This window comes from Demequina subtropica (genome assembly GCF_000971235.1).
Lineage (GTDB): Bacteria > Actinomycetota > Actinomycetes > Actinomycetales > Demequinaceae > Demequina > Demequina subtropica.
In genome coordinates, this window is the sequence record NZ_BBMB01000012.1 from 109,670 (window position 1) to 133,838 (window position 24,169).

The window sequence follows — 24,169 nt, forward strand, 5'->3', positions numbered from 1 at the left end:
CGTTCTGCGAGGGTCGATGGATCGCACCGGCCTCGCTGCCAGGTGGGGACCTGACCCCAGCATATGGCCCCAGGAGCGGCCGCTCGAACGCGTGTGACGCGTGTCTCAGGCCTCCGGTGCGTCGTCCTGAATACCAGGGACGATGACGTCGTCGGCGGCCTCGCCCGCGTCCGGGTAGAGCGCGAGCGACAACGCCGCGCCGAGGGCGCCGCCCACCAGCTGCGCCGCGATGAACGGAGCGACGGACCCGGGCGCGATGCCGGCGAAGGTGTCGGAGAACATGCGCCCGAGCGTCACCGCGGGATTGGCGAACGAGGTCGAGCTGGTGAACCAGTACGCGGCCCCGATGTAGGCGCCGACGGCGGGGGCGGCGAGCGCCCCCCTGCCCGTACGCGCGAGCGCGAGGATGACCGTGACGAGCCCGATGGTCGCGACGACCTCGGAGATCAGGTGCGCCGCCGAGGCTCGGTCCGTCGTCGCGAGCGCCGTGGGGACCTCGAACATGACGTTCGCGAGCAGGGCGCCGAGGATGCCTCCCGCGCACTGTGCCGCGGTGTACGCGCCGACCTCCGGGAGGGTCAGCCCTCTCCCCCGCCTGCGACCCACCCACCAGTCGACGAGAGAGACGACCGGGTTGAAGTGCGCGCCCGAGATCGGGCCGAACGCGAGGATCAGGACCGTGAGGCCGAACGCGGTGGCGATGGCGTTCTCGAGCAGCTGGAGCCCGACGTCCTCGGGCGACAGCTGCGCGGCGGCGATGCCCGAGCCCACCACGATCGCGACGAGCGCGGCCGTCCCGACGGACTCGGCCAGCAGGCGGCGGGACAGGGAGGGGTGCGCGGTGCGGGTCACGGCGCCATCCTGGCGTGCCGTGCGCGCGGCGTCAAATACATCTCAACCGCGATTGAGATGACTTGCCGGGGCTCCGCGACGCACCTGCCTGCTGACATGGACGAGGGCGCGCCGTAGCGTGGGGAATGCCGTCGCGACGGCGTGGCGGTGCAGCATCCAGACACCCACAAGGGGGGATCATGACCGACCAGACTCCACCGCCGCCGTACCCGTCGACGCCGCCTGCGTCCCCGCCGCCCTCGGCCGGGGGGTTCTTCGCGGCGCTCTTCGACTTCTCCTTCACCCGCTACGCCACGACGAGCGTGATCAAGGTGATCTACGTCCTCGGGACGGCGTTCTACGCGCTGATGCTGCTGGTGGTCATCATCGCCGCCTTCTCCCAGGACGTCGGCACCGGGATCGGAGCGCTCATCGTCGCACCCATCGGCGCGCTCATCTCCCTGGCGCTGTTCCGCGTAGGCCTCGAGGTCCTGTCCGCGGTGATCTTCATCGCCGAGACGGTGCGGGCCTACGGACGCCGGGACGGCGTGGTGTAGCGCCCCGCATGCGTCGGGGCCGCCTCCCGGGAAGGGAGGCGGCCCCGTGCGCGAGCGATCCTGTCAGCCGGCCGCGATGCCCTCGAGCTGGGTCGCGACTCCGGTCGCCCAATCGCGGACCGCGGTGAAGTCGCGGAAGTCGCCCTTGGGCGGGTTGAGCACCTTGATGAGCGCCTTCTCGCCGACGTTGAGCTTGTCCCAGTCGAGCGCGCCCGGGAAGCGCGCGTGGTCGTGGGCGCCGATGTCCTTGGCGAAGCCGTCGGCCTCGTCGAGAGGCTGCCCGGGCTCGACGACCGTCTCCATGCCCACCGAGAACAGCCACACGTCCTTCTCGCGGAGCTCGTCGAGGTGCTCCTTGACCAGATAGGACGCGTCGCGACGCCACAGCCCGCCATAGACGGCCGAGCCGAGCACGACAGCCTCGTAGTAGTGGATGCCCTGGACGTCGCTCGCGTCCTCGAGGTCGACCTCGAAGCCGTGGCTCTCGATCTCCTCCGCGATCCGCTTCGCGACCTCGCGCGTCGCGCCGTACTTGGAACCGACTGCTACCAGCACCTTCATGGTGACCTCCTCCGGGGTTTGCGGCACCATCGTCCCGTGGCTCTGGGCCGAGCCGACGGGACGATGGTCCCCGACCCTTCGACTATTCGACCACGAGCACCAGGTCGCCGCCCTCGAGGGACTGCGACGTGGGGATGACCACGCGCGAGACGGTGCCGGACACCGACGTCGTGATCGACGACTCCATCTTCATCGCCTCGATCACGGCGACGGTCTGACCCGCCTCCACCTGGTCGCCCTCGGACACCCGCGCGGTCACGAGCCCGGTGAACGGCGATGCGATGTGCCCCGGCCGCGACGGGTCCGCCTTCTCGCGCTGCACCACATCGACCTTCGCGGACAGGTCGCGTACCTGGAGCGGACGGATCGAGCCGTTGAAGTTGAAGATCACGGTGCGCTCGCCGTGCGAGTCGGGCTCGCCGACGGCCTCGATGGCCGCGATGATCTTGACGCCCCGGTGCAGCTCGATGACGGCCTCCTCACCCGAGCCGACCGAGAGGCCGTACAGGTAGTGGAACGTGTCGATCACCGAGATGTCGCCGTACTGGTCGATCGCCTGGTCGAAGTCCTTCGCCGGCCCAGGGAACAGCAGGTGGTTGAGACGTCGGCGACGCGGCTCGCCCTCTTGGGCGAGAAGCTCGCGGTCCTCGTCCGTCAGCTCCGCGATCTTCCGCTCCACGTTGCGACCCTGCAGGGCCTTGGTGCGGAAGGGCTCCGGCCAGCCGCCCGGCGGGTCGCCGAGCTCGCCCGCGAGGAAGCCGATGACCGAGTCGGGGAGGTCGTACTTGTCGGGGTTCTCCTCGAAGTCGGCCGGGTCCGCGTCGTTCGCGACCAGGTGGAGCGCGAGGTCGCCGACGACCTTGGACGAGGGCGTCACCTTGACGAGGTTGCCGAGGATCCGGTTCGCGGCCGCGTACATGTCCTCGATGGCCTCGAACTTGTCGGCGAGGCCCAGCGAGATCGCCTGCTGACGCAGGTTGGAGAGCTGACCGCCCGGGATCTCGTGGTGGTAGACGCGTCCGGTCGGGCCGGGCAGGCCCGACTCGAAGGGCGCGTACAGCTTGCGCACGGACTCCCAGTAGGGCTCGAGGTCCTGCGCCGCGGCCAGCGAGATGCCGGTGTCGCGCGTGGTGTGCTCGAGGGCCGCGATCAGCGCGGACATAGGCGGCTGCGACGTGGTTCCCGACATCGCGGCGTTCGCGACGTCGACGGCGTCGACCCCTGCCTCCGCGGCCGCGAGCAGGGTGCCGATCTGGCCGCCCGCGGTGTCGTGCGTGTGGAGGTGGACGGGCAGGTCGAAGCGCTCGCGCAGCGCCGACACGAGCATGAAGGCCGCTGCGGGACGCAGGAGGCCCGCCATGTCCTTGATCGCGAGCATGTGCGCGCCGGCGTCGACCAGCTGGTCGGCGAGCCGCAGGTAGTAGTCGAGCGTGTAGAGCGACTCGTGCGGCGAGATCATGTTGCCCGTGTAGCACAGCGTCGCCTCGGCGACGGCGGTGCCGGTGCCGCGCACCGCCTCGATCGCGGGGCGCATCTGCTCGACGTCGTTGAGCGCGTCGAAGATGCGGAAGATGTCGATGCCCGTCGCTGCCGCCTCCTCGACGAATGCGACGGCGACCTCGTCCGGGTACGGCGTGTAGCCGACGGTGTTGCGGCCGCGCAGCAGCATCTGGAGCGCGATGTTCGGCATCTTCGCCCGCAGGTCCTCGAGGCGCAGCCACGGGTCCTCCGACAGGAAGCGCATGGCGACGTCGTACGTCGCGCCGCCCCAGCACTCGACCGACAGGAGCTCGGGGGTCATCCGCGCGGTGTGGCCGGCCGCCGCGAGCAGGTCGTACGTGCGCACGCGGGTCGCGAGGAGCGACTGGTGCGCGTCGCGCATCGTCGTCTCGGTGAGCGCGAGCGCGCTCTGCTCGCGCAGCGCGCGGGCGAAGCCCTCGGGGCCGAGCTCGAGCAGCCGCTGACGCGAACCGGCGGGCGCCTCGGCGCCCAGGTCGAGCTGGGGCAGCTTGTCCGCAGGGCGCACGAAGACCTCGGCGTGCTCGCCGTTGGGGCGGTTCACCGTGGTGTGGCCCAGGAAGGCGAGGAGCTTGGTGGAGCGGTCCGGCGTGGTGGCCACATCGAGCAGCTCGGGGTGGCGCTCGATGAAGGCTGTGGTGACGCCGCCCGCCTGGAAGTCGGGGTGCGACAGCACCGCACGCAGGAACTGGATGTTCGACGTGACGCCGCGGATCCGGAACTCGGCGAGCGCGCGAAGCGCGCGGCGCGACGCGGTCGCGAAGTCCTGGCCGCGGCACGTGAGCTTGACCAGCATCGAGTCGAAGTGGCCGGTGATGACGTTGCCCGCCATACCGGTCGCGCCATCGAGGCGGATTCCCGCACCACCCGGCGAGCGGTAGGCGACGATGCGGCCGGTGTCGGGCAGGAAGCCGTTCGCGGGGTCCTCGGTGGTGATGCGCGTCTGGATCGCGAAGCCGCTGACGCGGATGTCCTCCTGACGGATCCGCATGTCCTCGAGCGACTCGCCCGCCGCGATCCGCAGCTGCGAGCTCACCAGGTCGATCCCGGTGACCTCCTCGGTCACCGTGTGCTCGACCTGGATGCGGGGGTTCATCTCGATGAACACGTGCTGACCGGCGCGCTCACCCTCGGTCGCGAGGAGGAACTCGACGGTGCCCGCGTTGACGTAGCCGAGGCTCTGCGCGAACTTCACCGCGTCGGCGCACAGGGCGTCGCGGATCTCGGGGTCCAGCGCGGGCGCCGGGGCGATCTCCACGACCTTCTGGTGGCGGCGCTGGAGCGAGCAGTCGCGCTCGTACAGGTGCACCACGTTGCCCTGGGCGTCCGCCAGGATCTGCACCTCGATGTGGCGCGGGCCGAGCACGGCCTGCTCGAGGAACACGGTCGAGTCGCCGAACGCGTTCTCCGCCTCGCGCATCGCCGCGGACAGCATCTCGACCAGGTCCTCGCGGCGCTCGACGCGGCGCATGCCGCGCCCGCCGCCGCCGGCGACGGCCTTGACGAACACCGGGTAGCCGATGCGGTCGGCCTCGCCGACGAGGAAGTCGACGTCACGCGACGGCTCCGAGGAGTCGAGGACCGGCACGCCGGCCTCGCGCGCGGCCTTGAGCGCGGCGACCTTGTCGCCGGCCTTCGCGAGCACCTCCGGGGGCGGCCCGACGAACGTCACGCCCTCCTCGGCGCAGCGGCGCGCGAACTCGACGTTCTCCGACAGGAACCCGTAGCCGGGGTAGACGGCGTCGGCGCCGGCCTGCTTGGCCACATCGAGGATCGCCTCGATGTCGAGGTAGGCCTTGACCGGGTGGCCCTCCTCGCCGATCTGGTAGGACTCGTCCGCCTTGACGCGGTGCTCGGACATCCGGTCCTCGTAGGGGAACACCGCGACCGTGCCGGCGCCGTTCTCTACTGCAGCGCGGAACGCCCTGACGGCGATCTCTGCACGGTTGGCCACGAGGACTTTGGCGAACATCTGCTTCCCTTCGTCGTTGGGGACATCCTGCCAGGTTTCACGGTGCCAGTCAGCCGCCGTCCAGCAGGTGAGACGGCGCCGTGCCACGGCATGCCGAGGCGCCCGTCAGCAGGACGGGGGACGATGCGGGGCGTCGGGTCAGCCGGCCTGGCTGCGCCGCGCGCGGCGCTCGGCGAGCTCGTCCACATCCGGGGTGCGCGACGCATCGTCCGCGCGGTCGGCGGGCAGCGCGGAGAGCGAGCCCTCGAGCTCGCGCCACACCTTGCCGAGCGCGATGCCGAACACGCCCTGGCCGCCCTGGACCAGGTCGATGACCTCGTCGTCCGAGGTGCACTCGTACACGGAGGCGCCGTCCGACATCAGCGTGATGTGGGACAGGTCCTCGACCCCCCGCTCGCGCAGGTGCTCGACAGCCGTGCGGATCTGCTGCAGGGAGACGCCCGAGTCGAGCAGTCGCTTGACCACGCGCAGGACCAGGATGTCGCGGAAGCCGTAGAGGCGCTGGGTGCCGGAGCCCGTCGCGGAGCGCACGGTCGGCTCGACCAGCCCGGTGCGGGCCCAGTAGTCCAGCTGGCGGTAGGTGATGCCGGCGGCCTTGCAGGCGGTGGGACCGCGGTACCCGGCGTTCTGGTCGAGCGGCGGGAGCCCATCGTCGAAGAGAACGCCCTGGTCGAACCGGGGAGGCATCCGCTGGCCGGGCTCGTCGGTCATCAATCCTCCTAGGTTCAACCTTCACTCAAACGTTAGGGCTGAGAGGGTGCCGGGTCAACGACCGCGAGGCCGTGTCGCGCGACGTTTCCCCTATCCTCCCACCTGGTGGCGGACCACGGCGGAGAACGCGGCGATCGAGGCCTCGCCGAGCTCATGCGCCGCCGCCTCCGCCTCTCCCCCGGCACGCCTCCGCAGGGGCGCGGCGTGCGCCTCCGCGCGGTCCGCCTCGCGGCGCGCGGCGAGCACGAGCGTCCGCAAGGAGCGGACATCCCCGCCCGCCTGGACATAGGCGGAGGCGGCCACCACGACGGGCAGGACCGCCGGCTCGTAGCCGCCGGGCGTCGACGCGGCCACGATGCCGGCGGCCTCGAGCTCGTCGAGCAGCTCCGCCCGGATGCCGCCACGCTCGGCGACCTGCGCGGAGGTGAGGTAGTCGTCGGGCGCCTCGCCGATCTCCGTGAGCGTCACCGGCTCGTGAAGACGGCCCGTGTCGAGGGCGTCGAGCTGCTCGCGGATCGCCGTGAGGGGACGGTAGTGGTCCCTCTGCTGCCGCAGGACGAAGCGGAGGCGCTCGACGTCCGCCGGCGAGTACTGGCGATAGCCCGACGGGGTGCGCTCCGGGCACACGAGCCCATGGGAGTCGAGGAACCTCAGCTTGGACGTGGTGAGCGTCGGGAACTGGGGCTGCACCAGTCCGAGCACATCGCTCACGCGCAGCATCGGCTCATGCGACAGCGCGTGCGGCCATCGACCGACGAGCGCTGCGGCTTCCTCCCGCGGCTCGGGATCGGCGGCGACGGCGGACGGGTGGCGTGCGGCCTGTGCCATCCGTCAGGCCCGCGAGCCCGGGTGGAACGTCAGGCGGTACTTGCCGATCTGCACCTCGTCGCCGGCCTCGAGCTTGCGCTCCGACACGTTCTCACGGTTCACGTAGGTGCCGTTGAGCGAGCCGTGGTCGCGGACGTAGAAGTCGTGCCCGTCGCGGATGAACTGCGCGTGCTCGCGGCTCACGGTGACGTCGTCGAGGAAGATGTCGGAGCTGACCGAGCGGCCGACGGTGGTGACGTCGACGTCGAGGAGGAACCTGGCGCCGAGGTTGGGACCGTGATGGACGATCAGCAGCGCGTGGTCGGGACCCAGGGCCTCGATGGCGACGTTGTCCTGCTGGCTGGGCGCGGCGGGCGCGCCATCCTCGATGGCTGCCGCCGAGTCGAGCGACATCGTGCGCTCTGCGGGGCTCTCGTCATACGTCATGACGCCTCCTTCGGCTCGGACGGTCGCCCCTCATCCTAGGCCCGTCGCGGCCACACGCCTAACGACGCCGCGCACGTCGTGCCAGGACCGTCCTGCCACGCAGATCGCGCACATAGCCGATCCCCGCGTACCAGTAGAGGACCGCCGCGACCGAGGCGCCCACGAGCGCGACGACGCCGACCGCGGGCGTGTCCGGGAAGCTCACCACCTGCAGGTAGGCGAGCGGGAGGAACACGTACAGCATCGCCGTCGCGGTCTTCCCGATGAAGGTCACCTGCGGCGACTCGACATGGTGATGGTGACCGATGAGCAGCCACGTCCCGACCATCACATCGCGAACGAGGAGCACCGCGACCAGCCACCACGGGATGATGTCCCGGAACGCGAGACCCAGCACCACCGCCACCGTCAGCAGCCTGTCGGCGGCGGGATCGAGGAGGCGGCCGAGACGCGTCACCTGTCCCCACCGTCGTGCGAGGAAGCCGTCGAGGAAGTCGGTGACGCCCGCGGCGCCGAGCGCGGCGATCGCCCACGCGTCCCTCTCCGTCGCCAGCAGCGTGCCGAAGACCACGATGAGCACGAGCCGTCCCGCGCTGATCGCGTTGGGGATCGTCCACACCGCGGTCACCGGCACGGGATGGATGGGCCCGGTGTGAGGGTGCTCGATCGCTTCCACGCGCGACAGTCTAGAGGGACGTCAGGAAGGCGAGTCCTGCTCCATCACCTTGTCCACCGTCGCGGCGGCGATCCTGGTGGCCTCGTCCTCGCTCGCGCCACGCGCGATCTCCTTGGCCTTGATCTGCTCGAACTTGTAGTGACGCGTGTCCGTGATCTTGTCGTCGCTCACGATGCACCTCCTGGATCCGAGGGACGTCTCCAGCCTAGGCGCGCCGCCGTCGCGACGCACGACCGAGGGCCTGGTTGACGCGGCGCCGTGCGCTCTACGATGAGGGCATGCACGCCCCTGAGCTCGAGCCTCGAGACGCCGCGCTGTGGCGCGCCGTCACCCTCATGGGCCGACGGCTGGTCGCGGGCCTCGAGCAGCGGCTGCAGGCCTCGGTCGGCATCTCGGTGCCCGATCTCGACATCCTCATGGCGCTCGACGCCGCATCCGAGGGTCGGCTCCGCGCCGGCTCGCTCGGAGAGATGCTCGGCTGGGAGAAGTCGCGCATCTCTCACCACGTCGCTCGCATGGAGGCCCGCGGGCTCGTGAAGCGCGTCACATGCGCGGAGGACCTGCGCGGCACCTGGGTCGAGATCGACTCGGAGGGCCGCGTGGCGCTCATGCGTGCGCTCCCCGTCTTCTCCTCCCACGTCCAGTCCGGCCTCGTGGAGCTGCTGCCCGCCGACGAGGCCGAGGTCGTCGGGCGCGCCGCGCTCCGGATCCTGGACGCCTCGCCCGTGACCGCGTGCCAGGCGGAGATCGACAGGCTCGGCGTCGACCTCGGCCTCCGCGCCGTCGACGGCACCGCCGGATCTCCCCCGGCCGCATCGTCCTGAGCAGCGCGCCGTCCGGCACGCGAGCCGCCAGACCCTAGGGTGGAGCCCATGCCCGACCCCTCCGACCGCACCGCCGACGTCGTCATCATCGGGGCCGGCCAGGCTGGTCTGGCCGTCGCGTACCACCTGGGCCGGCGCGGCCTCGCGCTCGGCACCGACGTGCTGGTGCTGGACCGCGGCCCGGGCCCGGGGGGCGCGTGGCAGCATCGCTGGGAGTCGCTGACGCTGGGAGGGACCCACCACCTCCACGACCTTCCGGGGATGGCCGAGACCGGGCTGTCGTTCGCCTCCGCCCCCGGCGACGTGCCCGCGCGCGCCCTGGTGCCGAGCTACTACAGCACGTACGAGGAGCGTCACGGCATCGACGTGGTGCGCCCCGTCACGGTCACGAGCGTGACCCGCGACGGTGACGGCTACACCGTGAGCGCGGCCCCGGGCTCGGTGCTGGACCGCGTGCGTGCGCGCGTGGTGGTGTCCGCGACGGGGACCTGGACCAGCCCGCGGGTGCCGTTCGTGCCCGGCCGAGAGTCCTTCCAGGGCCGCCAGCTCACCACCGCGGAGTTCACGTCGGCCGACGAGCTCGCCGGCCTGCGCGTCGCGGTGGTCGGCGGAGGGACGTCCGCGCTCACCTTCCTCGACGAGGTCGGCGACGTCGCCGACGAGGTGCTGTGGTTCACGCGGCGACCGCCGACGTTCCACGACGAGGAGGTCGAGCTCTCCCCCGAGCGAGGGCGCGTCGCCGTCGCGATCCAGGACGATGCGGCACGCGCCGGGAGGCCGCTGCCGTCGATCGTCTCGGTGACCGGCCTGCCGAGGTCGGCGCTCGTGCGACGCCTCGAGGCCGCGGGCAGGCTGTCACGCCTGCCGATGTTCGCGCAGATGACCGCCGACGGGGTGGTGACGCGCGACGGTCCCGCGATCGCCCTCGACGCGGTGATCTGGGCGACGGGCTTCCGTCCCGAGATCGCTCACCTGCGGCCCCTGGGCGTGGTGAACGAGGCGGGCGGCATCGTGGTCGAGGACGGGCGCGTGCCCGCGGAGCCGGGCCTCTTCCTCGCGGGATACGGCCCTCAGGCGAGCACGCTGTCCTCCAACCGGGCGGCGCGCGTCACGGCCAAGGCGATCTCGGACCTCCTCGGGCGGTGACGCGCGGCCGCCGGGCTCAGGAGAGCCCGGCCACCACCGCGTCGGCCACGGGCCACGGCGTGCCGAACCGGTGCGCCGTCACCGCCACGGCCTGCTCGCGCACGAACGGCAGCAGCTCGAGCTCGGGGGCCCCGGTGACCGGCGCGTCGTAGACCGCGAGGTCGGGACGCTGCGCGGGCGCGTGACCCACGGCACGCACCCGCATGCCGCCGCCCGCGAGGCGGGCAGCCATCGTCTCCTCGTCCTCGACGGTCCATCGCAGCCCGAGCGCCTCCACCGCGGCGCGGACGCCGGAGGGCGCGGGACCGTCGGCCGAGACCCCGCCCGTGCCGCCCGCGCGGTGACGCGCGACGCACACGCGCAGCAGGGCCTCCTCGTCGACCCCGTCCCAGCGGATCTCGGTCGCGGCGGGGGCGTACCTCAGGACGTTGTGCTCCGACGCGAGCCCGGTGCGGTCGATCGCGGTGCCGTACACCGCGCCCCACGCCTCTGCGTCGGCGGCGGCTGCGGCGCGCACCCATGCGGGCGCCCCCGGAAGGGTCGGAAGGTCGGCGCGTCCGGAGTCCGCGACCTCGGCGCGCTCCCAGCCGGTGAGCGCCATGAGGTAGGACGGGCCGCCGGCCTTCGCCGTCGGTCCGACCACCGAGCGCTTCCACCCGCCGAAGGGCTGTCGCTGCACGATCGCACCGGTGATGCCGCGGTTGACGTAGAGGTTGCCCGCCTCGACCCGAGCGAGCCAGTGGTGGATCTCGGACTCCTCGAGGCTGTGCAGCCCCGCCGTGAGGCCGTAGTCCACCGCGTTCTGCAGCGCGATCGCGTCGTCGAGCGTCTCCGCGGTCATGATGCCCAGCACCGGCCCGAAGCACTCGGTGGCGTGGAACCAGGAACCGGGCCTCACCCCGGTGCGGACCCCGGGCGACCAGGCCTTGCCGTCATCGTCGAGCGCGCGGGGCTCGACGAGCCACCGCTCCCCCGGCTCGAGCGACGTGAGAGCACGCTCGAGCTTGCCGGCGGCGGGCGTGATGAGCGGGCCCATCTGGGTCCGGGGGTCGTCGGCGCGGCCCACGGTGAGGGAGCGCACCGCGTCCTCGAGCTGCGCGAGGAACCGGCGGGACCTGGCGACGGAGCCGACCAGGATCACGAGCGACGCGGCCGAGCACTTCTGACCCGCGTGCCCGAAGGCGGACTGGACCACGTCGCGCACGGCGAGGTCCAGGTCTGCGCTCGGCGTGACGACGATCGCGTTCTTGCCGGAGGTCTCGGCGAACAGCCGCAGGCCCGGCCGGATGCGATGGAACAGCTCCGCGGTCTCGTACGCGCCCGTGAGGATCACCTGGTCGACCCGCGGGTCGACCAGCAGCGCATCGCCCAGCCCTGCCTCGATCCCCGTCTCGTCGATGTCCACCAACCGCAGCGCGTCGCGCGGGATCCCCGCGTCCCACAGGATCTCCGCCAGCAGGGCGCCGCAGCGCGCGGACTGCTCGGCCGGCTTGAGCACCACGGACGATGCGGCGGCCAGGGCCGCGAGCGTCGAGCCCGCGGGGATGGCGACGGGGAAGTTCCATGGCGGCGTCACCACGGTGACGTCGCGGGGCCTGGGCCGCGCTCCTCGGAGGGCGTGGAGCTCGAGCGACCGCTCCGCGTAGTAGTGCGCGAAGTCGACCGCCTCGGACACCTCCGGGTCGGCCTGGTCGATGGTCTTGCCCGCCTCCGCCATCATCACCGCGACAAGGTCTGCCCGGCGCGCCTCGAGCGCGCGGCCCGCAGCGTGAAGGAGGGCCGCGCGGTCCTCGGGGGTGAGCGCCTGCCAACCGGCGGCGCCGGCCTTCGCCGCGGAGACCTCGGCCGCGACGGCGGCCGCGTCCTCGACGCGGGCGGCCGCGAGCGTGGCCTCCCCCGCGTCCGTCGCGGCCGCGGCGGTGCGGACGGCGGCCGCCCAGTCCCGGCTCGCGGGCAACGACGGATCGGTGTCGGGGGCGTTCCCGAAGCCGGGCGCCGCGGTCTGCGTGGCGCCTGCCTGGCGGTACGAGGCCACGGCGGGCTCGGCCGCGCGCTCGAGCGACGCACGGAAGCGACTCTCCTCGCGGGCGAAGGTCTCGGCGTCGTCGAGGTCGTACAGCGCAGACATGAAGTTCGCGGGGCTCGCGACCTCCTCGAGTCGGCGGACCAGGTAGGCCAGCGCGACGTCGAACTCCGTCGGGTGGACCACCGGGGTGTAGAGGCGCAGCGAGCCGGTGTCCTTGGCGACCGCTCGCGCGACGTGCTCGCCCATGCCCAGGAGCATCTCGAAGTCGAGGCCGTCCTCGATCCCGCGGTCGCGCGCGGTGAGCAGCGTGTGGGCGATGTCGAACAGGTTGTGGCCCGCGACGCCCAGGCGGACGTTCGCGATGCGCTCGGGGGTCAGCGCGTGGTCGAGGATGCGCTTGTAGTGGGCGTCCGACTCCTCCTTGGTGCCCCATGTCGCGAGCGGCCAGCCGTGGGTCTCGGCGTCCACGCGCTCCATGGACAGGTTGGCTCCCTTGACCAGGCGCACCTTGATGGGGGCGCCGCCGGCCGCGACCCGCGCGGCCGCCCATCCCTGCAGGCGGTGCATCGCGCCGAGCGAGTCCGGCAGGTAGGCCTGGAGGACGATGCCGGCGCTGAGGTGCTCCAGGCCGGGGCGCTCGAGCAGCCGCGTGAAGACCGCGACCGTGAGGTCGAGGTCCCGGTACTCCTCCATGTCGAGGTTGACGAACGCGCCGTCCTTGCGCGCCGCGAGCTCGTACAGCGGGGCCAGCCGCTCGACCACCGACCCGACCGTGTCCTCGAACGCCCATGGCGAATGCGGCGCGACGGCCGCCGAGACCTTGAGCGAGACGTAGTCGACGTCGTCGCGCTCGAGCAGCGCGAGGGTGCGCTCGAGCCGGCGGTCGGCCTCGGCCGAGCCGAGCACGGCCTCGCCGAGCAGGTTGAGGTTGAGGCGGCTGCCGCGCGAGCGCAGGCGGGCGAGCGCACGGCCCAGTCGGGCCTCCGACGCGTCGACCACGAGGTGCCCGACCATCGCCCGCACGACGCGGCGGCACGTCGCGACCACGAGCCCCGGCAGCACGCGCGAGGCCGCCGCGCCGAGCACGAGCGCGGCGCGCTGGTACGACGGGAGGAACCCGTGGTCGCGCGCGGCCATCCGGCGCAGGCTGGCGGCCGCGACCGCGGTGTCCTCGGGACGGACGATGCCGTCGACGAAGTCGGTGAGGAACGCGAGGCCCTCCGGGTCCCGCAGCATGCGCGCCAGCAGGCGCGCGGAGCCGTCGATCCGGTTGCTGCGCGCCGCCTCGAGCCACGTGCGGACCTGGGCGACGGTGTCGTCGGACGTGTGGGTGCGCTGAGGCGCGACCGGGGACATGGTCATGACGCTCCTTTATTCGCGGATCATTGTGGGCTTCCGCAAGCATCACCACCAGCGCGCTCAACTTACGAAGATACGTAAGCGCTACTTATGCTTGGGGGCATGCTCGATCTCACCCGGCTTGTCGCGCTGCGCGAGCTCGCCCTCCGCGGCACCATCGCGGCCGCCGCCGACGCGTTGGGCTACACGGCCTCGGCCGTCTCCCAGCAGGTGGCTGCGCTCGAACGGGAGGCCGGGGTCCGCCTCACGATCCGCGCGGGCCGGCGGCTCGTGCTGACCCCCGCAGGCGAGCGACTGGTCGCGCGCACCCACGAGCTGCTCGACACGATGGAGATCGCCGAGGCGGAGCTCCACGCGGAGACGGAGGGCGTCGCCGGGACGGTGCGCCTCGCGGTGTTCCAGTCCGCGGCGCTCACACTCGTGACCGGCGCGTTGCTGCGGTTGCGCGAGACCCATCCCGGCATCCGCGTCAAGGTCACCCAGACCGAGCCCGAGGAGGCGTTCGCCGACACGTGGGCACGGGAGTACGACCTGGTGGTGGCGGAGGAGTACCCGCAGCACTCCGCGCCCCACTACCCCGGCGTGGTCCGCCGGCCGCTCGTGAGGGACGAGCTCCTGCTCGCGGTCGGCGGCGAGTGGGCCGGTGCGACGAGCGTGGACGAGCTCGCGACCGCTCCCTGGGTGATGGAGCCGCCCGGCACCGCGACCCGCCACTTCGCGGAGCAGACCTGCCGACTCGCGGGCTTCGAGCCCGACGTGCGCTTCGCCTCGTCCGACCTCCAGGCGCACGTGCAGCTGGTCCAGAAGGGCCTCGCCGTCGCGATCCTGCCCGGGCTCATGGTGGCGTACGCCCGCATCGACGCACGCGTGATCCCGCTCGCGGGCGGTCCCCGACGCACCGTGTTCGCCGCGATGCGCGCGACCTCGCGGCTCGATCCCGCGGTCGAGGCCGTCCGGCTGGCGCTCGAGGCCGAGGGTGGGCTCGCGACCGCCTGAACGCACCCGCTACCGGTCGAGGCAGTCGCGGACCAGCAACGTCGCGCCGACGATGGCGGTGGGCATCGCCAGGAGCGCGCCCAGGGGCAGCAGGAAGACCAGGAAGACCGTCGCGCCGAAGGCGACGACCCGGAGACCGTGCGCGCGCAGCGCCGTGATGCGGTCCCGCCTGGCGACGATCCCCCGCCGCGCCATCGGGTAGGCCGTGAGCTCGATGGCCAGCAGGCGTCCACCGGCAAGAGCGCCGCACGCGAAGGCCGCGACGGAGCCCACGAGCGGCACCAGGCCCACCACGAGGAGCGCCACGGACAGCGCGAGCGAGATCCCCACCGTGACCGCGCCCTCGCGCAGGCCTCGCAGGAGCGAGGCCGTCCAGGGCTCCTCGACGTCCGCGCCCTCGTATCCGAGAGCGGCGTCGACACGTCGTGAGATCGCCTCGAAGAAGGGCTGGCCGATCGCGAGCGTGAGCGTCGCGAAGAGAGCGACGGACACGAGCGCCGAGGCTCCCAGCACCGCGACCGCGGCCGTCGCCGCGACCAGGCCGTGCCACCAGCCGTCCTGGTAGCCCAGGGCATCGGCGAGCCCCGCGCCGACGGCGCGCAGGTTGAGCACGAGCACGCCGAGCGCGAGGCCGAGCCCCGCGGCGACGATGGCACCGGGGAGGACGCCGAGCGCGAGCAGCCGCGGCTCGCGCGCCCAGCCCCTCAGCCCGTCGATGGCGGTGCGGACCCCCGCGGCCACCTCCTGGGCGGCATGAGGGCTGGTGGGCATCGCGGTCACAAGCGCCGATGCTAACGACGCAGCACGCCTGGGGCTACAGTGACGCGCGTCGCACGTCCCGCGACGTCCAGCGAGGAGCCTTGATGCACGATCTGATCCTGCGCCACGTGCGCGTGCGCGGCGTCGACGCGCCCGTGGACATCGCGATCGACCACGGCCGCATCACGAGCGTGGGTGCGGTCGACGGCGCCGGCGCTCAGGAGATCGAGCTCGGCGGCCGCACGGTGGTGCCCGGGCTCTGGGACGCCCACGTGCACTTCTCCCAGTGGGTCCGCACCCGTGGACGCCTGGACGTCTCCGGTGCTGGATCGGTCGACGAGGTCGCCGTGCTCGTACGGGCGGCGGAGCCCGCGGGGATGCTGGTCGGCTTCGGGTTCCGGTGGGCGACGTGGGGCGCCGAGCCGACCGCCGAGGCGCTCGACCGGGCGCGCCCGGCACCCACGGTCCTGCTGAGCGGGGACCTGCACACCTCGTGGGTCAACACGGCGGCGGCACGCGCGCTGGGATGCGCACCCGGGCTGCTCCGTGAGGACGAGGCGTTCGCGGTGCAGGTCGCCCTCGGCGCGCTCCCCCTGCCCGACGCGGAGGTGGCTGCCGCCGTGCAGGCCGCGGCCGCCCGGGGCGTCGTCGGCATCGTCGACCTCGAGATGGACGATGCGCTCGCGACGTGGGGGGCGCGCATCGCGCGCGGCATCGACGGGCTGCGCGTGGATGCGGGCTTCTATGCGCCGCTGCTCGACGCGCGCGTCGAGGCGCGGGCGGTGAGCGGGACGACCGTCGACGGCACCCGCGGGCTGCTGCGCCACGGGCCGCTCAAGATCATCACCGACGGCTCGCTCAACACCCGCACCGCCCACTGCGTCGATCCGTACCCCGGCGGCGGGCACGGCGTCCAGAACGTGCCGGCGGCGGAGCTGGCGGAGCTCATGCGCAGGGCGGCGGGAGCCGGCATCGCGTGCGCGATCCACGCGATCGGCGACCGCGCCAACGACATCGCGCTCGGGGCGTTCGAGGAGTCCGGCGCGCGCGGCAGCATCGAGCACGCGCAGCTCCTCGGCCCGGGCGACGCGGACCGGTTCGCCCGGCTCGGGGTGGTCGCCAGCGTCCAGCCCGAGCACGCGCTCGACGACCGCGATGTGGCGGACGTGCTCTGGGAGGGGCGCACGCACCGCGCGTTCCCGCTGCGCGACCTCATCGATGCCGGTGCACGGCTCGCGCTCGGGTCGGACGCGCCTGTCGCCCCTCTCGACCCGTGGATCGCGATCGCGGCCGCCGTGCATCGGACGCGGGACGCCCGTCCCGGCTGGCACCCCGAGCAGGCGATCACGCTCGACGAGGCGATCGCCGCGAGCACCCGGTCGCGCGTGGCGCCCGGCGAGCCCGCCGACCTCGCGGTGCTCGACGCCGACCCGCGTGGGGGTGGCCCGGCGGCGCTGCGCGCGCTCCCGGCCGCCCTGACGCTCATGGGCGGCCGGGTCACGCACGCGGCGCTCTAGCTCACGCGACGAGCGTGGCGCTCTCCAGGGAGATGTCCACGCCCGCGAGCGCCTTCGACACGGGGCAGCCGTCCTTCGCGTCCTCGGCGAACCGCGAGAACTCGAGCTGGTCGATGCCGTCGACCTTCGCGTGCACGGTCAGCATGCTTGACTTGACGCCCACCCCGGCCTCGAACTTGACCTCGGCGTCGACCTTCACCCAGTGCGGAGGGGTGCCGTTCTGCTCGAGCGCGAACGAGAGCGCCATGGAGTAGCACGAGGCGTGCGCCGCGGCCAGGAGCTCCTCGGGCGTGGTCACGCCGTCCTCGCCCTCCGAGCGCGCCTTCCAGTTGACGTCGAAGCTGCCGTTGCCCGACTCGAGGTGGGCCTTGCCCTGCCCCGTCGTGAGCCCGCTGTACCACTCCGCCTTCGCCTTGCTCGAGACCTCCATGGCTCCTCCTTCGCTCGATGCTTCGCCGGCGGGCATCGCCGCCGGTCCCAGGTGGACGTCCCACCTCCAAGGTCCACGTTACGGCCCTGTAAAACCTTCCCGCATGCCCTTGCGCGTCCCGTTCCCCGGTGGGAGCGTCTGCACCAGTTGGACGATCGTCCAAGTCCGTCGATGAGCAAGGAGGGGTCATGCGCATACCCCCGTCGTGCGTGGTGGTCACCGGGGCGAGCTCGGGCTTCGGCGCCGAGTTCGCCCGCAGGTTCGCCGCGGCAGGCTCCGACGTGGTGCTCGTGGCGCGCCGCCTCGACAGGCTCGAGAGCCTCGCGGCCGAGATCGAGAGCGCGCACGACGTCCGCGCCACGCCCGTCGCCGCGGACCTCTCGCTCCCGGGAGCCGCCGGGGCGCTGATCGACGAGCTCGTCGCGCAGGACCTCCACGTCGACGGGCTCGTCGCGAACGCGGGACTCGGGATCGAAGGACCCTTCGCCGATGCCGACCCGGACCGCATCCACCAGCTCCTCGCGGTCAACGTGATCGCCGTGACAGAGCTGGCGCGGCTCCTCCTGCCGCGGCTGCTGGGATCTCGCGCGGGCGTGCTCGTGACGGTGACCAGCACCGCCGCGTACCAGGCCATCCCCACGATGGCCCTCTACGCGGCATCCAAGGCCTACGTCCGCTCGCTGACCGAGGCGCTCTGGCACGAGTCGCGCGGCTCCGGGCTGCGCGTGCTCGCGATCGCGCCCGGCCCGTCGGAGACGGAGTTCTTCGCCGCCGCAGGCTCCGAGCGGTTCAAGGTGGGCCAGATGGTCGGGATCGCCGCGGTGGTCGACCTCGCGCTGCGCGAGCTCGACCGAGGCGCGCCGCGGCCCTCGAGGATCGTCGGCTGGCGCAACGCGATCCAGTCGCATGCCGCGCGCGTGGCGCCGGCGCGGGTCTCGCTCGCGGTCGCGGCCAAGGCGACTGGCGGTGCGCGGTGACCCGCATGCCCGTGGAGGACAGGCGCGAGGCTCTCGTCGCCGCGGCCCTCGCCGTGGTCGAGCGGGACGGCCTCGGAGGCGCGTCCGCCCGCGCCGTCGTCGCGGAGGCGGGCATGCCGCTCGGCGCCCTGCACTACGCGTTCCCCTCCCTCGACCACCTGCTCGCGGCGACGCTCGACGCGGTCACGGACCAGGAGCGGCTCGCCGCCGAGGCCCCGATCAGCGCGGGCGTCGACGGCGGCCTCGAGGCGACGCTCGCGGCCGGCCTGGACGCCTACGTCTCGCTCCTGGTCGCGCGGCCCGCGCGCGAGCTCGCCTATCTCGAGCTGATGCTCCATGCCTCGCGGGACAGGCTCGACCTCCCGCCGGCGCCGGGTCGCTACGAGCGGTCCTACGCGGTCGTGGCCGCCCTCCTCGAGGAGGCCGCGGCCGCGACCGGGCACCGCTGGGCCGCGCCGCCCCTCACCCTCGCGCGTCACGCCGTCGCGATGCTCGACGGCATCACCACCACGTGGCTGGCCGACCACGACGAGCCCGCGGCGCGCGCCACCGTGCGCTTCCTCGCCGCGTCCCTGGCCGCCCAATCCACCAAGGAGGACTGATGCTCACCGAGACCGATCCCGCGGTGCTTGCCCGGGTCAACATGCATGCCGTGCTCGGCGCGCTCACGGTGCTCGCCGAGCGCGCGCCCGAGGCCGCGCCGCTGCTCGCCCGGGTCGACCGCCCGACCGTGCTCCGCCTGCGCGTCCCGGGGGTCCCGGCGCACTCGCTGCGGTTCTGCGAGGACGGGGTCGAGGCCGGCGAGCGCGGGGGCGAGCGCGTGGTGACGCTCATGCTCCGCTCCCCCGCGCACCTCAACGCCATGGTCGACGGGGACGCCCAGCCGTTCCCGGTGGCCGGCCTCGGAGGGCTGCGCTTCCTGACCCAGGTGTTCGCTCCCCTCGCGGACCTGCTGGGGCGCTACCTCAAGCCCTCCGAGGCGGACCTCGAGGACCCCGCCTTCCGCGGCATCAGCGCGCTGCTCACGCTGCATGTCGCGATCGCCGCGGTCGCGCAGGTGGCCAACGAGGACCGCTCCGGCAGGCTCTCCGCCTCGCTCATCCCCGACGGGCAGATCGGGGTCGAGGTGGGCGAGGACATCGATCTGCGTCTCCACGCGCGCGCCAGCACGCTGACGTTCGACGCGACCCCCGCATCGTCCCCCGCCCGGGCGGTCCTGGCCTTCCGCGACCTGGACGTCGCGGGCGACGTGCTCGCCGGACGCGCGAGCGCGCTGTCCTGCATCGGCGACGGCTCGATGGCGATGCGCGGCTTCATCCCCATGATCGACAACGTGAGCCGGATCCTCGACCGCGTCGGCTGCTACCTCGGAGACTGACCCATGACCACGACCGCCACCACGCCGTTCACCTACGCCAAGAGCCTCGAGGCCTTCGACCGCGCGCGCCGCGTCATCCCCGCGGGCATCCCCGGGCACCAGGGCCCCACCGAGGGCTGCTACATCCCGCGCGACGCGTTCCCGCTGTTCAGCTCGCGCGCCGAGGGCACGCGCTTCTGGGACCTCGACGGCAACGAGTACCTCGACTACATGTGCGGCTACGGCCCGAACGTGCTCGGCTACGGCGATCCCGTGGTCGACGAGGCGGCGCGGCGGCAGGCCGCCCTCGAGGACGTGGTCACCATCCCCTCGACCGTGATGGTCGACCTCGCGGAGCTGCTGGTCGACACCGTCGCGAGCGCCGACTGGGCCTTCTTCGCGAAGAACGGCGGGGACACCACCACGCTGGCGGTGATGACCGCACGCGCGGCGACGATGCGCAAGAAGGTCGTGTTCGTGAAGGGGTACTACCACGGCGTCGCACCGTGGACGCAGAAGCTCGACTACCCCGGCGTGCTCGAGGAGGACATCGCGCACAACCTCTCCGTTCCGTGGAACGACCTGGGGGCGCTCGAGGCGCTGCTCCGGGAGCACCGGGGGGAGGTCGCCGCATTCATCTCGACCCCGTACATGCACGGCAACTTCGTCGACAACGAGCTGCCGGCACCGGGGTACTGGGAGGGCGTGCGCCGCCTGTGCGACGAGCACGGCGTGGTCCTCATCATGGACGATGTGCGGGCCGGCTGGAGGCTCGACCTCGCCGGCTCGGACCACCACTACGGCATCGAGGCCGATCTGCTGTGCTTCTGCAAGGCGATCGGCAACGGCTACAACCTCGCCGCGCTGACCGGCCGCGAGAGCCTGCGGGAGACCGTGGCGTCGCTCACCTACACCGGCTCGTACTGGATGAGCGCGGTGCCGTTCGCGGCGTCGATCGCGACCATCACGCGGCTCAAGGAGCTCGACGCCCCCGCCATGTTCCGCTCGCTCGGCACCGAGCTCACCAGCGGGCTGGTGGAGGCGGCCTCCGGGCACGGGCTCACCCTCGTGGCCTCGGGCGAGCCCGCGCTCTTCTACCTGCGGCTCGCGGACGACGACTCGCTCATGCTCCACCAACGCTGGGTGGCGGAGTGCGTGCGGCGGGGCGTCTGGTTCACATCGCACCACAACCACTTCCTCAACGCGGCGCTCACGCGCGGGGACATCCGCCGGACCATCGAGATCGCCGACGAGGCCTTCGGGATCGTCGCGGCGGGATAGGGCACCATGGCCGACCTCGTCCCCACCCCCATCGCGCTACGCACCGAGCGCCTCGGCGTCAGCGCGGTCTACGCCGCCCATGGCCTCAGCTACGCGACGATCGTCACGGCTCTGCCCCAGTTCCAGGAGCGGTACGCGCTCTCCGAGGACACGGTGTCGCTCGTCACGCTGACCGTGGTGATCGGAGCAGCTCTCGGCTCGGTGATCGCGGACCGCGTGGCCGTGAGGCTCGGGTCCCGTGCGGGCGTGGTGCTGGGCCTCACCCTCCAGGGCCTCGGCCTGCTCACCGTCGCGCTGCACGTGCCGTTCGCGGCCTTCTGGGTCACCATGGCCCTGTACGGCGCGGGGCTCGGGTGCATCGACGCCTCCGCCGCGATGCAGGGATCGCTGGTCCAGCGCCGGCTGGGCACCTCGGTGATGGCGTCCTTCTTCGCGGCCAACACCGCGGCCGCCATGATCGGGGCGCTCGCGATGTCTGCCAGCGCCTTGACCCCTCTCGGCGCGTCTCTCGCGCTCGGGATCGCGGGCCTCCTGGCCGGGGCGGTGGCGGTCGCTTCTCCACGGCTGCTCGACCCCGCGCGCGAGCGCGACGTCGAGCCCGGGGCCGCCCGCTCGCCGCTGCCGCGGCGTGGCGTCGCGGTGGTCGGCTTCGTGGTCTTCGCGGCCTTCGCCGCGGACTCGACGGTGGCCACGTGGTCGTCCGGGCACCTCCACGACGGCCTCCACGCCCCGGACGCGGTGGTGCCGCTCGGCTACGCGGCGTACGCGGGGGCCACCCTGGTGACCCGGCTCCTCGCGGACCGCGTGGTGCGCCGGTTCGGTCGCGGCCACCTCGCGGTCGCCACCGTGGTGATCGCCGCGGCCGGCCTCGTGATCGCCGGCGTGGTGCCGGCGGTGTGGTCGGCGCTGATCGGCTTCGCGCTCGCGGGGCTCGGCGTGGGGGCGCTCGTGCCTCTCGCGTTCTCGGCGGCCGGGGACCTCGACCACCGTCGCTCCGACGAGGTGATCGCTCGCGTCAACCTGTTCAACTACCCCGGCGCGGTCATCGGCGCCGTGCTCCCCGGGTTCCTGGCGACCGGATCGGGCTACGGGGCATCGTTCCTGCTCGCGGCCGTCCTGCTGCTGCCCGCGCTCGCCGCGGTGCGGCTGTTCCGCACGCACGACGAGGAGCGGGTCGGGGTCCGCGCGGGAGACGGAGTCAGCGGGTAGCGGGGACCGCGCAGGAGCTCTCGCGACGGACGCGCGCGAGGAAGGCCCAGGCCAGCAGGGCGATCGCGCCTGCCGCGAGGTAGGGCTGGATCGGCTCGAAGAACTGGATGGCGCCCGTGTACCCGAGCGCCACGAGCACGAGCTTGTTGCAGACGGGGCATCCGACGGCGAAGAAGGTCACGAACGCGCCTGCCGCGCCGATGCGGCCCTCACGCTCGACGCGGGCCTCCTCGGGTGTCGCGACGTACGTGGCCGTCACGAGGCCCGAGAGCACCGCGGTGGCCGCGAGCGCCCAGTACGACCAGGGCGTCGGCGGGATCTCCCGTCCGAACACGGGGTTGTCGATCAGGTCGGTCGGCAGGGCGATCAGCAGGTAGGTGGCCACGGCCGTGCCCAGCGCGACCAGCCAGCGTCGTGCGGGCCATGCGGCGAGCGAGGAGAGGACGTCCATGCGGGAACGATACCCCATGGGGTATCAGCCGACGGGATGCTCCAGCAGCCGCCTCAGCGTCACCACCACACCGTGATCGACGTTCGACGGGGCGATGTACCGTGCCCGCGCCGCCACGTCGGGATGCGCGTTCGCCATCGCGAACGACAGCTCCGCGGTGCCCATCATCTCGAGGTCGTTGAGGTAGTCGCCGAACACCACGGTCTGAGCCGGCGTCACGCCGAGCGACCCTTGCAGAGCGCGCACCGCGACGCCCTTGTCGACGCCCGGCGCCATGAGGTCGATCCAATGCCTGTCCGACACGACCACCTGGAGCTCGTCCGCGAGGTGCGCGAGCGCCGGGTAGGCGTCGTGCGCCGCATCGCCGAAGTCGTAGACCGCGACCTTGAGGACGGCGTCCTCCACCGCCGTGAGATCGTCCACCACCTCGAGGGCCGCGTAGTACGGCTCGACCTTGCTCATGAAGGCGGCATCGTCACGCTCGACATACGCGGACCGCAGCCCGCACACGACCGTGCCGACGTCGAACCCCGCGATCGCGTGACCGCGCACCGCCGCGACGATGCGGTTCATGGCCCCCGCAGGAAGGGGCGAGCACGACACGACCTCGCCCCCGTCGACCACGAGCGAGCCGTTCTCCGCGATGACCACGAGCGACTCGCCCAGACGCGCGAACTGCTGCGCCAGGGTCGCGTGCTGCCGCCCGGACGCCGGCGCGAAGACGATGCCGCGCTCCCGCATCACGGCGACGAGGGGCCACAGCGCGTCGGGGATGCGCTTGGCCGCATCCAGCAGGGTCCCGTCCATGTCGCACACCACCAGGCGGATGTCGTGACGCCCGGAAGGCACATGGAACGCGTCGGTGGGGGTCATCGTGCCTCCTGGTCTCGGCCCCATCCAGCGTAGCGGGGCGCTCCGGCGGCCCGTGTCCCGCCAGCAAGCGGCAAAGGCGTGGTCAAGGAAGCGGCCGGATCGACGCTAGATTCTGGCCAGGGGCGGGGCAGCCCCGGGGAGCACGGGGGGATCATGGACGCGCCGGTCATCGGGGTCACGTCGTACGTCGAGGAGTCGAGCACGGGCATCTGGCATGACCAGCATGCGGTCTGGCTCCCCGACGCGTACATCGCGCCGCTCCGCGCCGCGGGAGCCATCATCGCGGTGCTGCCCGAGCAGGACCCGGCGCTCGCCGCGGACACGTTGGCGCGGGTCGACGCGCTGTACCTCACGGGCGGCTACGACGTGGATCCCACGGCGTACGGCGCGGAGGCCCACGGCGAGACCGACGCGCCGCGCACGGCGCGGGACGCCTGGGAGGTCGCGCTGGTCGAGGCCGCCTGCGAGGCCGGGATGCCCGTGCTCGGCGTGTGCCGCGGCGCGCAGGTGATGAACGTCGCCCGCGGCGGCACTCTCCACCAGCACGTCCCCGACGTGGTCGGCCACGACGAGTACCAGATGGGCGACGCGATCTTCCGCGAGCTCGGCGTGAGCGTGCTGCCCGACACGCTCCTCGCGTCCCTGCATCCCCTCGAGCGCGAGGTCCCCATGTACCACCACCAGGCGATCGACGTCGTCGGCGACGGGCTCGTGGTGTCCGCGCGCAGCGTCCACGGCCTCGTCGAGGCGGTCGAGGACCCCGACCGGGCGTTCTGCCTGGGCATCCAGTGGCATCCGGAGCTCGACGGCCTCACCGCGGTGTGGGAGGCCTTCGCGGCCGCAGCCCGCGCCTACGCCACCCGCTGAGCACGGGCCGCTCGCGG

The 24,169-nt window shown here is 72.8% G+C and carries 24 protein-coding genes; 11 read left to right on the plus strand and 13 right to left on the minus strand.

All coding sequences use genetic code 11. The annotated features are described in order from the left end of the window. Positions 1-105 precede the first annotated feature (105 nt). Positions 106-852: an aquaporin gene (locus AOM06_RS11840; RefSeq protein WP_062306330.1), complete on the minus strand. Its 747-nt coding sequence runs from the start codon at positions 850-852 to the stop codon at positions 106-108. A 179-nt stretch (positions 853-1,031) separates the two neighbouring features. Here AOM06_RS11840 and AOM06_RS11845 point away from each other — a divergent pair, with 179 nt between their 5' ends. Beyond that, on the plus strand, positions 1,032-1,388 hold the full coding sequence (locus AOM06_RS11845) for a DUF4282 domain-containing protein (protein ID WP_062306334.1): 357 nt from the start codon (positions 1,032-1,034) through the stop codon (positions 1,386-1,388). 63 nt (positions 1,389-1,451) lie between these two features. Here AOM06_RS11845 and AOM06_RS11850 read toward each other — a convergent pair whose 3' ends face one another. From AOM06_RS11850 to AOM06_RS14815, 7 genes are all read right to left on the minus strand, one after another. Continuing rightward, positions 1,452-1,949, minus strand: coding sequence for a flavodoxin domain-containing protein (locus tag AOM06_RS11850; protein ID WP_062306338.1), 498 nt, complete (start codon positions 1,947-1,949; stop codon positions 1,452-1,454). A gap of 82 nt (positions 1,950-2,031) precedes the next feature. After that, entirely contained in the window at positions 2,032-5,439 is a 3,408-nt protein-coding gene (locus tag AOM06_RS11855; RefSeq protein ID WP_062306342.1) for a pyruvate carboxylase, read from the minus strand. A gap of 138 nt (positions 5,440-5,577) precedes the next feature. After that, positions 5,578-6,150: a MerR family transcriptional regulator gene (locus tag AOM06_RS11860; protein WP_062306347.1), complete on the minus strand. Its 573-nt coding sequence runs from the start codon at positions 6,148-6,150 to the stop codon at positions 5,578-5,580. Positions 6,151-6,240: 90 nt separating this feature from the next. Beyond that, on the minus strand, positions 6,241-6,978 hold the full coding sequence (gene ftsR / locus AOM06_RS11865; protein WP_062306351.1) for a transcriptional regulator FtsR: 738 nt from the start codon (positions 6,976-6,978) through the stop codon (positions 6,241-6,243). 3 nt (positions 6,979-6,981) lie between these two features. Then, the gene (locus AOM06_RS11870) at positions 6,982-7,404 is read right to left on the minus strand and encodes an FHA domain-containing protein (RefSeq protein WP_062306352.1); all 423 of its coding nucleotides are present in this window, start codon (positions 7,402-7,404) and stop codon (positions 6,982-6,984) included. Between the two features lie 58 nt (positions 7,405-7,462). Beyond that, positions 7,463-8,080: a CDP-alcohol phosphatidyltransferase family protein gene (locus AOM06_RS11875; protein WP_062306354.1), complete on the minus strand. Its 618-nt coding sequence runs from the start codon at positions 8,078-8,080 to the stop codon at positions 7,463-7,465. A 21-nt stretch (positions 8,081-8,101) separates the two neighbouring features. Continuing rightward, positions 8,102-8,251 carry a hypothetical protein gene (locus tag AOM06_RS14815; RefSeq protein ID WP_156163692.1) on the minus strand — a complete coding sequence of 50 codons (150 nt, stop codon included), beginning with the start codon at positions 8,249-8,251 and terminating at the stop codon, positions 8,102-8,104. 107 nt (positions 8,252-8,358) lie between these two features. Here AOM06_RS14815 and AOM06_RS11880 point away from each other — a divergent pair, with 107 nt between their 5' ends. Together AOM06_RS11880 and AOM06_RS11885 are read left to right on the plus strand one after the other, a co-directional pair. After that, on the plus strand, positions 8,359-8,904 hold the full coding sequence (locus AOM06_RS11880) for a MarR family winged helix-turn-helix transcriptional regulator (RefSeq protein ID WP_062306355.1): 546 nt from the start codon (positions 8,359-8,361) through the stop codon (positions 8,902-8,904). 48 nt (positions 8,905-8,952) lie between these two features. Continuing rightward, positions 8,953-10,050 carry an FAD-dependent oxidoreductase gene (locus tag AOM06_RS11885; protein ID WP_062306357.1) on the plus strand — a complete coding sequence of 366 codons (1,098 nt, stop codon included), beginning with the start codon at positions 8,953-8,955 and terminating at the stop codon, positions 10,048-10,050. Between the two features lie 16 nt (positions 10,051-10,066). Here the strand turns inward: AOM06_RS11885 and AOM06_RS11890 are convergent, their stop codons facing one another. After that, entirely contained in the window at positions 10,067-13,438 is a 3,372-nt protein-coding gene (locus tag AOM06_RS11890; RefSeq protein ID WP_062306362.1) for a proline dehydrogenase family protein, read from the minus strand. Between the two features lie 99 nt (positions 13,439-13,537). On the opposite strand from AOM06_RS11890, the gene AOM06_RS11895 reads away from it, so the two are divergent. Further along, a complete protein-coding gene (locus AOM06_RS11895) occupies positions 13,538-14,431 on the plus strand; it encodes a LysR family transcriptional regulator (RefSeq protein WP_062306366.1) in 894 nt (297 codons plus the stop codon). 9 nt (positions 14,432-14,440) lie between these two features. On the opposite strand, the gene AOM06_RS11900 is transcribed toward AOM06_RS11895, so the two are convergent. Then, the gene (locus AOM06_RS11900; RefSeq protein WP_062306369.1) at positions 14,441-15,202 is read right to left on the minus strand and encodes an EI24 domain-containing protein; all 762 of its coding nucleotides are present in this window, start codon (positions 15,200-15,202) and stop codon (positions 14,441-14,443) included. Positions 15,203-15,294: 92 nt separating this feature from the next. Between AOM06_RS11900 and AOM06_RS11905 the strand changes: the two genes are divergently transcribed. Then, the gene (locus AOM06_RS11905) at positions 15,295-16,707 is read left to right on the plus strand and encodes an amidohydrolase (protein ID WP_062306372.1); all 1,413 of its coding nucleotides are present in this window, start codon (positions 15,295-15,297) and stop codon (positions 16,705-16,707) included. Position 16,708: 1 nt separating this feature from the next. Here AOM06_RS11905 and AOM06_RS11910 read toward each other — a convergent pair whose 3' ends face one another. Further along, on the minus strand, positions 16,709-17,137 hold the full coding sequence (locus tag AOM06_RS11910) for an OsmC family peroxiredoxin (protein ID WP_062306375.1): 429 nt from the start codon (positions 17,135-17,137) through the stop codon (positions 16,709-16,711). 188 nt (positions 17,138-17,325) lie between these two features. On the opposite strand from AOM06_RS11910, the gene AOM06_RS11915 reads away from it, so the two are divergent. The 5 genes from AOM06_RS11915 to AOM06_RS11935 are packed head-to-tail and all read left to right on the plus strand — an operon-like array spanning position 17,326 to position 21,961. After that, the gene (locus AOM06_RS11915; protein ID WP_062306378.1) at positions 17,326-18,114 is read left to right on the plus strand and encodes an SDR family NAD(P)-dependent oxidoreductase; all 789 of its coding nucleotides are present in this window, start codon (positions 17,326-17,328) and stop codon (positions 18,112-18,114) included. Positions 18,115-18,119: 5 nt separating this feature from the next. Further along, a complete protein-coding gene (locus tag AOM06_RS11920; RefSeq protein ID WP_082105559.1) occupies positions 18,120-18,716 on the plus strand; it encodes a TetR/AcrR family transcriptional regulator in 597 nt (198 codons plus the stop codon). After that, positions 18,716-19,492: a hypothetical protein gene (locus AOM06_RS11925; protein WP_062306384.1), complete on the plus strand. Its 777-nt coding sequence runs from the start codon at positions 18,716-18,718 to the stop codon at positions 19,490-19,492. The genes AOM06_RS11920 and AOM06_RS11925 overlap by 1 nt, the downstream gene beginning before the upstream one ends. Positions 19,493-19,495: 3 nt before the next feature. After that, the gene (locus AOM06_RS11930; RefSeq protein ID WP_062306387.1) at positions 19,496-20,752 is read left to right on the plus strand and encodes an aminotransferase class III-fold pyridoxal phosphate-dependent enzyme; all 1,257 of its coding nucleotides are present in this window, start codon (positions 19,496-19,498) and stop codon (positions 20,750-20,752) included. A gap of 6 nt (positions 20,753-20,758) precedes the next feature. Next, positions 20,759-21,961 (plus strand): MFS transporter, encoded by a 1,203-nt coding sequence (locus AOM06_RS11935; RefSeq protein WP_062306390.1) that lies wholly within the window; start codon positions 20,759-20,761, stop codon positions 21,959-21,961. Here AOM06_RS11935 and AOM06_RS11940 read toward each other — a convergent pair. Next, positions 21,951-22,412, minus strand: coding sequence for a hypothetical protein (locus AOM06_RS11940; protein ID WP_228372945.1), 462 nt, complete (start codon positions 22,410-22,412; stop codon positions 21,951-21,953). The genes AOM06_RS11935 and AOM06_RS11940 overlap by 11 nt on opposite strands. A gap of 24 nt (positions 22,413-22,436) precedes the next feature. Further along, positions 22,437-23,285, minus strand: coding sequence for an HAD family hydrolase (locus AOM06_RS11945; RefSeq protein WP_174447473.1), 849 nt, complete (start codon positions 23,283-23,285; stop codon positions 22,437-22,439). Positions 23,286-23,438: 153 nt separating this feature from the next. Between AOM06_RS11945 and AOM06_RS11950 the strand changes: the two genes are divergently transcribed. Then, positions 23,439-24,152: a gamma-glutamyl-gamma-aminobutyrate hydrolase family protein gene (locus tag AOM06_RS11950; RefSeq protein WP_062306398.1), complete on the plus strand. Its 714-nt coding sequence runs from the start codon at positions 23,439-23,441 to the stop codon at positions 24,150-24,152. The last annotated feature ends 17 nt before the right edge of the window (positions 24,153-24,169 follow it).

What these genes read in the sequence shown, in the direction of transcription:
- AOM06_RS11845 (WP_062306334.1), top strand. Translation starts at nt 1,032, where the DNA reads ATGACCGACCAGACTCCACCGCCGCCGTACCCGTCGACGCCGCCTGCG.
- AOM06_RS11850 (WP_062306338.1), bottom strand. Translation starts at nt 1,949, where the DNA reads ATGAAGGTGCTGGTAGCAGTCGGTTCCAAGTACGGCGCGACGCGCGAG.
- AOM06_RS11855 (WP_062306342.1), bottom strand. Translation starts at nt 5,439, where the DNA reads ATGTTCGCCAAAGTCCTCGTGGCCAACCGTGCAGAGATCGCCGTCAGG.
- AOM06_RS11860 (WP_062306347.1), bottom strand. Translation starts at nt 6,150, where the DNA reads ATGACCGACGAGCCCGGCCAGCGGATGCCTCCCCGGTTCGACCAGGGC.
- ftsR (WP_062306351.1), bottom strand. Translation starts at nt 6,978, where the DNA reads ATGGCACAGGCCGCACGCCACCCGTCCGCCGTCGCCGCCGATCCCGAG.
- AOM06_RS11870 (WP_062306352.1), bottom strand. Translation starts at nt 7,404, where the DNA reads ATGACGTATGACGAGAGCCCCGCAGAGCGCACGATGTCGCTCGACTCG.
- AOM06_RS11880 (WP_062306355.1), top strand. Translation starts at nt 8,359, where the DNA reads ATGCACGCCCCTGAGCTCGAGCCTCGAGACGCCGCGCTGTGGCGCGCC.
- AOM06_RS11885 (WP_062306357.1), top strand. Translation starts at nt 8,953, where the DNA reads ATGCCCGACCCCTCCGACCGCACCGCCGACGTCGTCATCATCGGGGCC.
- AOM06_RS11890 (WP_062306362.1), bottom strand. Translation starts at nt 13,438, where the DNA reads ATGACCATGTCCCCGGTCGCGCCTCAGCGCACCCACACGTCCGACGAC.
- AOM06_RS11895 (WP_062306366.1), top strand. Translation starts at nt 13,538, where the DNA reads ATGCTCGATCTCACCCGGCTTGTCGCGCTGCGCGAGCTCGCCCTCCGC.
- AOM06_RS11900 (WP_062306369.1), bottom strand. Translation starts at nt 15,202, where the DNA reads ATGCCCACCAGCCCTCATGCCGCCCAGGAGGTGGCCGCGGGGGTCCGC.
- AOM06_RS11905 (WP_062306372.1), top strand. Translation starts at nt 15,295, where the DNA reads ATGCACGATCTGATCCTGCGCCACGTGCGCGTGCGCGGCGTCGACGCG.
- AOM06_RS11910 (WP_062306375.1), bottom strand. Translation starts at nt 17,137, where the DNA reads ATGGAGGTCTCGAGCAAGGCGAAGGCGGAGTGGTACAGCGGGCTCACG.
- AOM06_RS11915 (WP_062306378.1), top strand. Translation starts at nt 17,326, where the DNA reads ATGCGCATACCCCCGTCGTGCGTGGTGGTCACCGGGGCGAGCTCGGGC.
- AOM06_RS11920 (WP_082105559.1), top strand. Translation starts at nt 18,120, where the DNA reads ATGCCCGTGGAGGACAGGCGCGAGGCTCTCGTCGCCGCGGCCCTCGCC.
- AOM06_RS11925 (WP_062306384.1), top strand. Translation starts at nt 18,716, where the DNA reads ATGCTCACCGAGACCGATCCCGCGGTGCTTGCCCGGGTCAACATGCAT.
- AOM06_RS11930 (WP_062306387.1), top strand. Translation starts at nt 19,496, where the DNA reads ATGACCACGACCGCCACCACGCCGTTCACCTACGCCAAGAGCCTCGAG.
- AOM06_RS11935 (WP_062306390.1), top strand. Translation starts at nt 20,759, where the DNA reads ATGGCCGACCTCGTCCCCACCCCCATCGCGCTACGCACCGAGCGCCTC.
- AOM06_RS11940 (WP_228372945.1), bottom strand. Translation starts at nt 22,412, where the DNA reads ATGGACGTCCTCTCCTCGCTCGCCGCATGGCCCGCACGACGCTGGCTG.
- AOM06_RS11945 (WP_174447473.1), bottom strand. Translation starts at nt 23,285, where the DNA reads ATGACCCCCACCGACGCGTTCCATGTGCCTTCCGGGCGTCACGACATC.
- AOM06_RS11950 (WP_062306398.1), top strand. Translation starts at nt 23,439, where the DNA reads ATGGACGCGCCGGTCATCGGGGTCACGTCGTACGTCGAGGAGTCGAGC.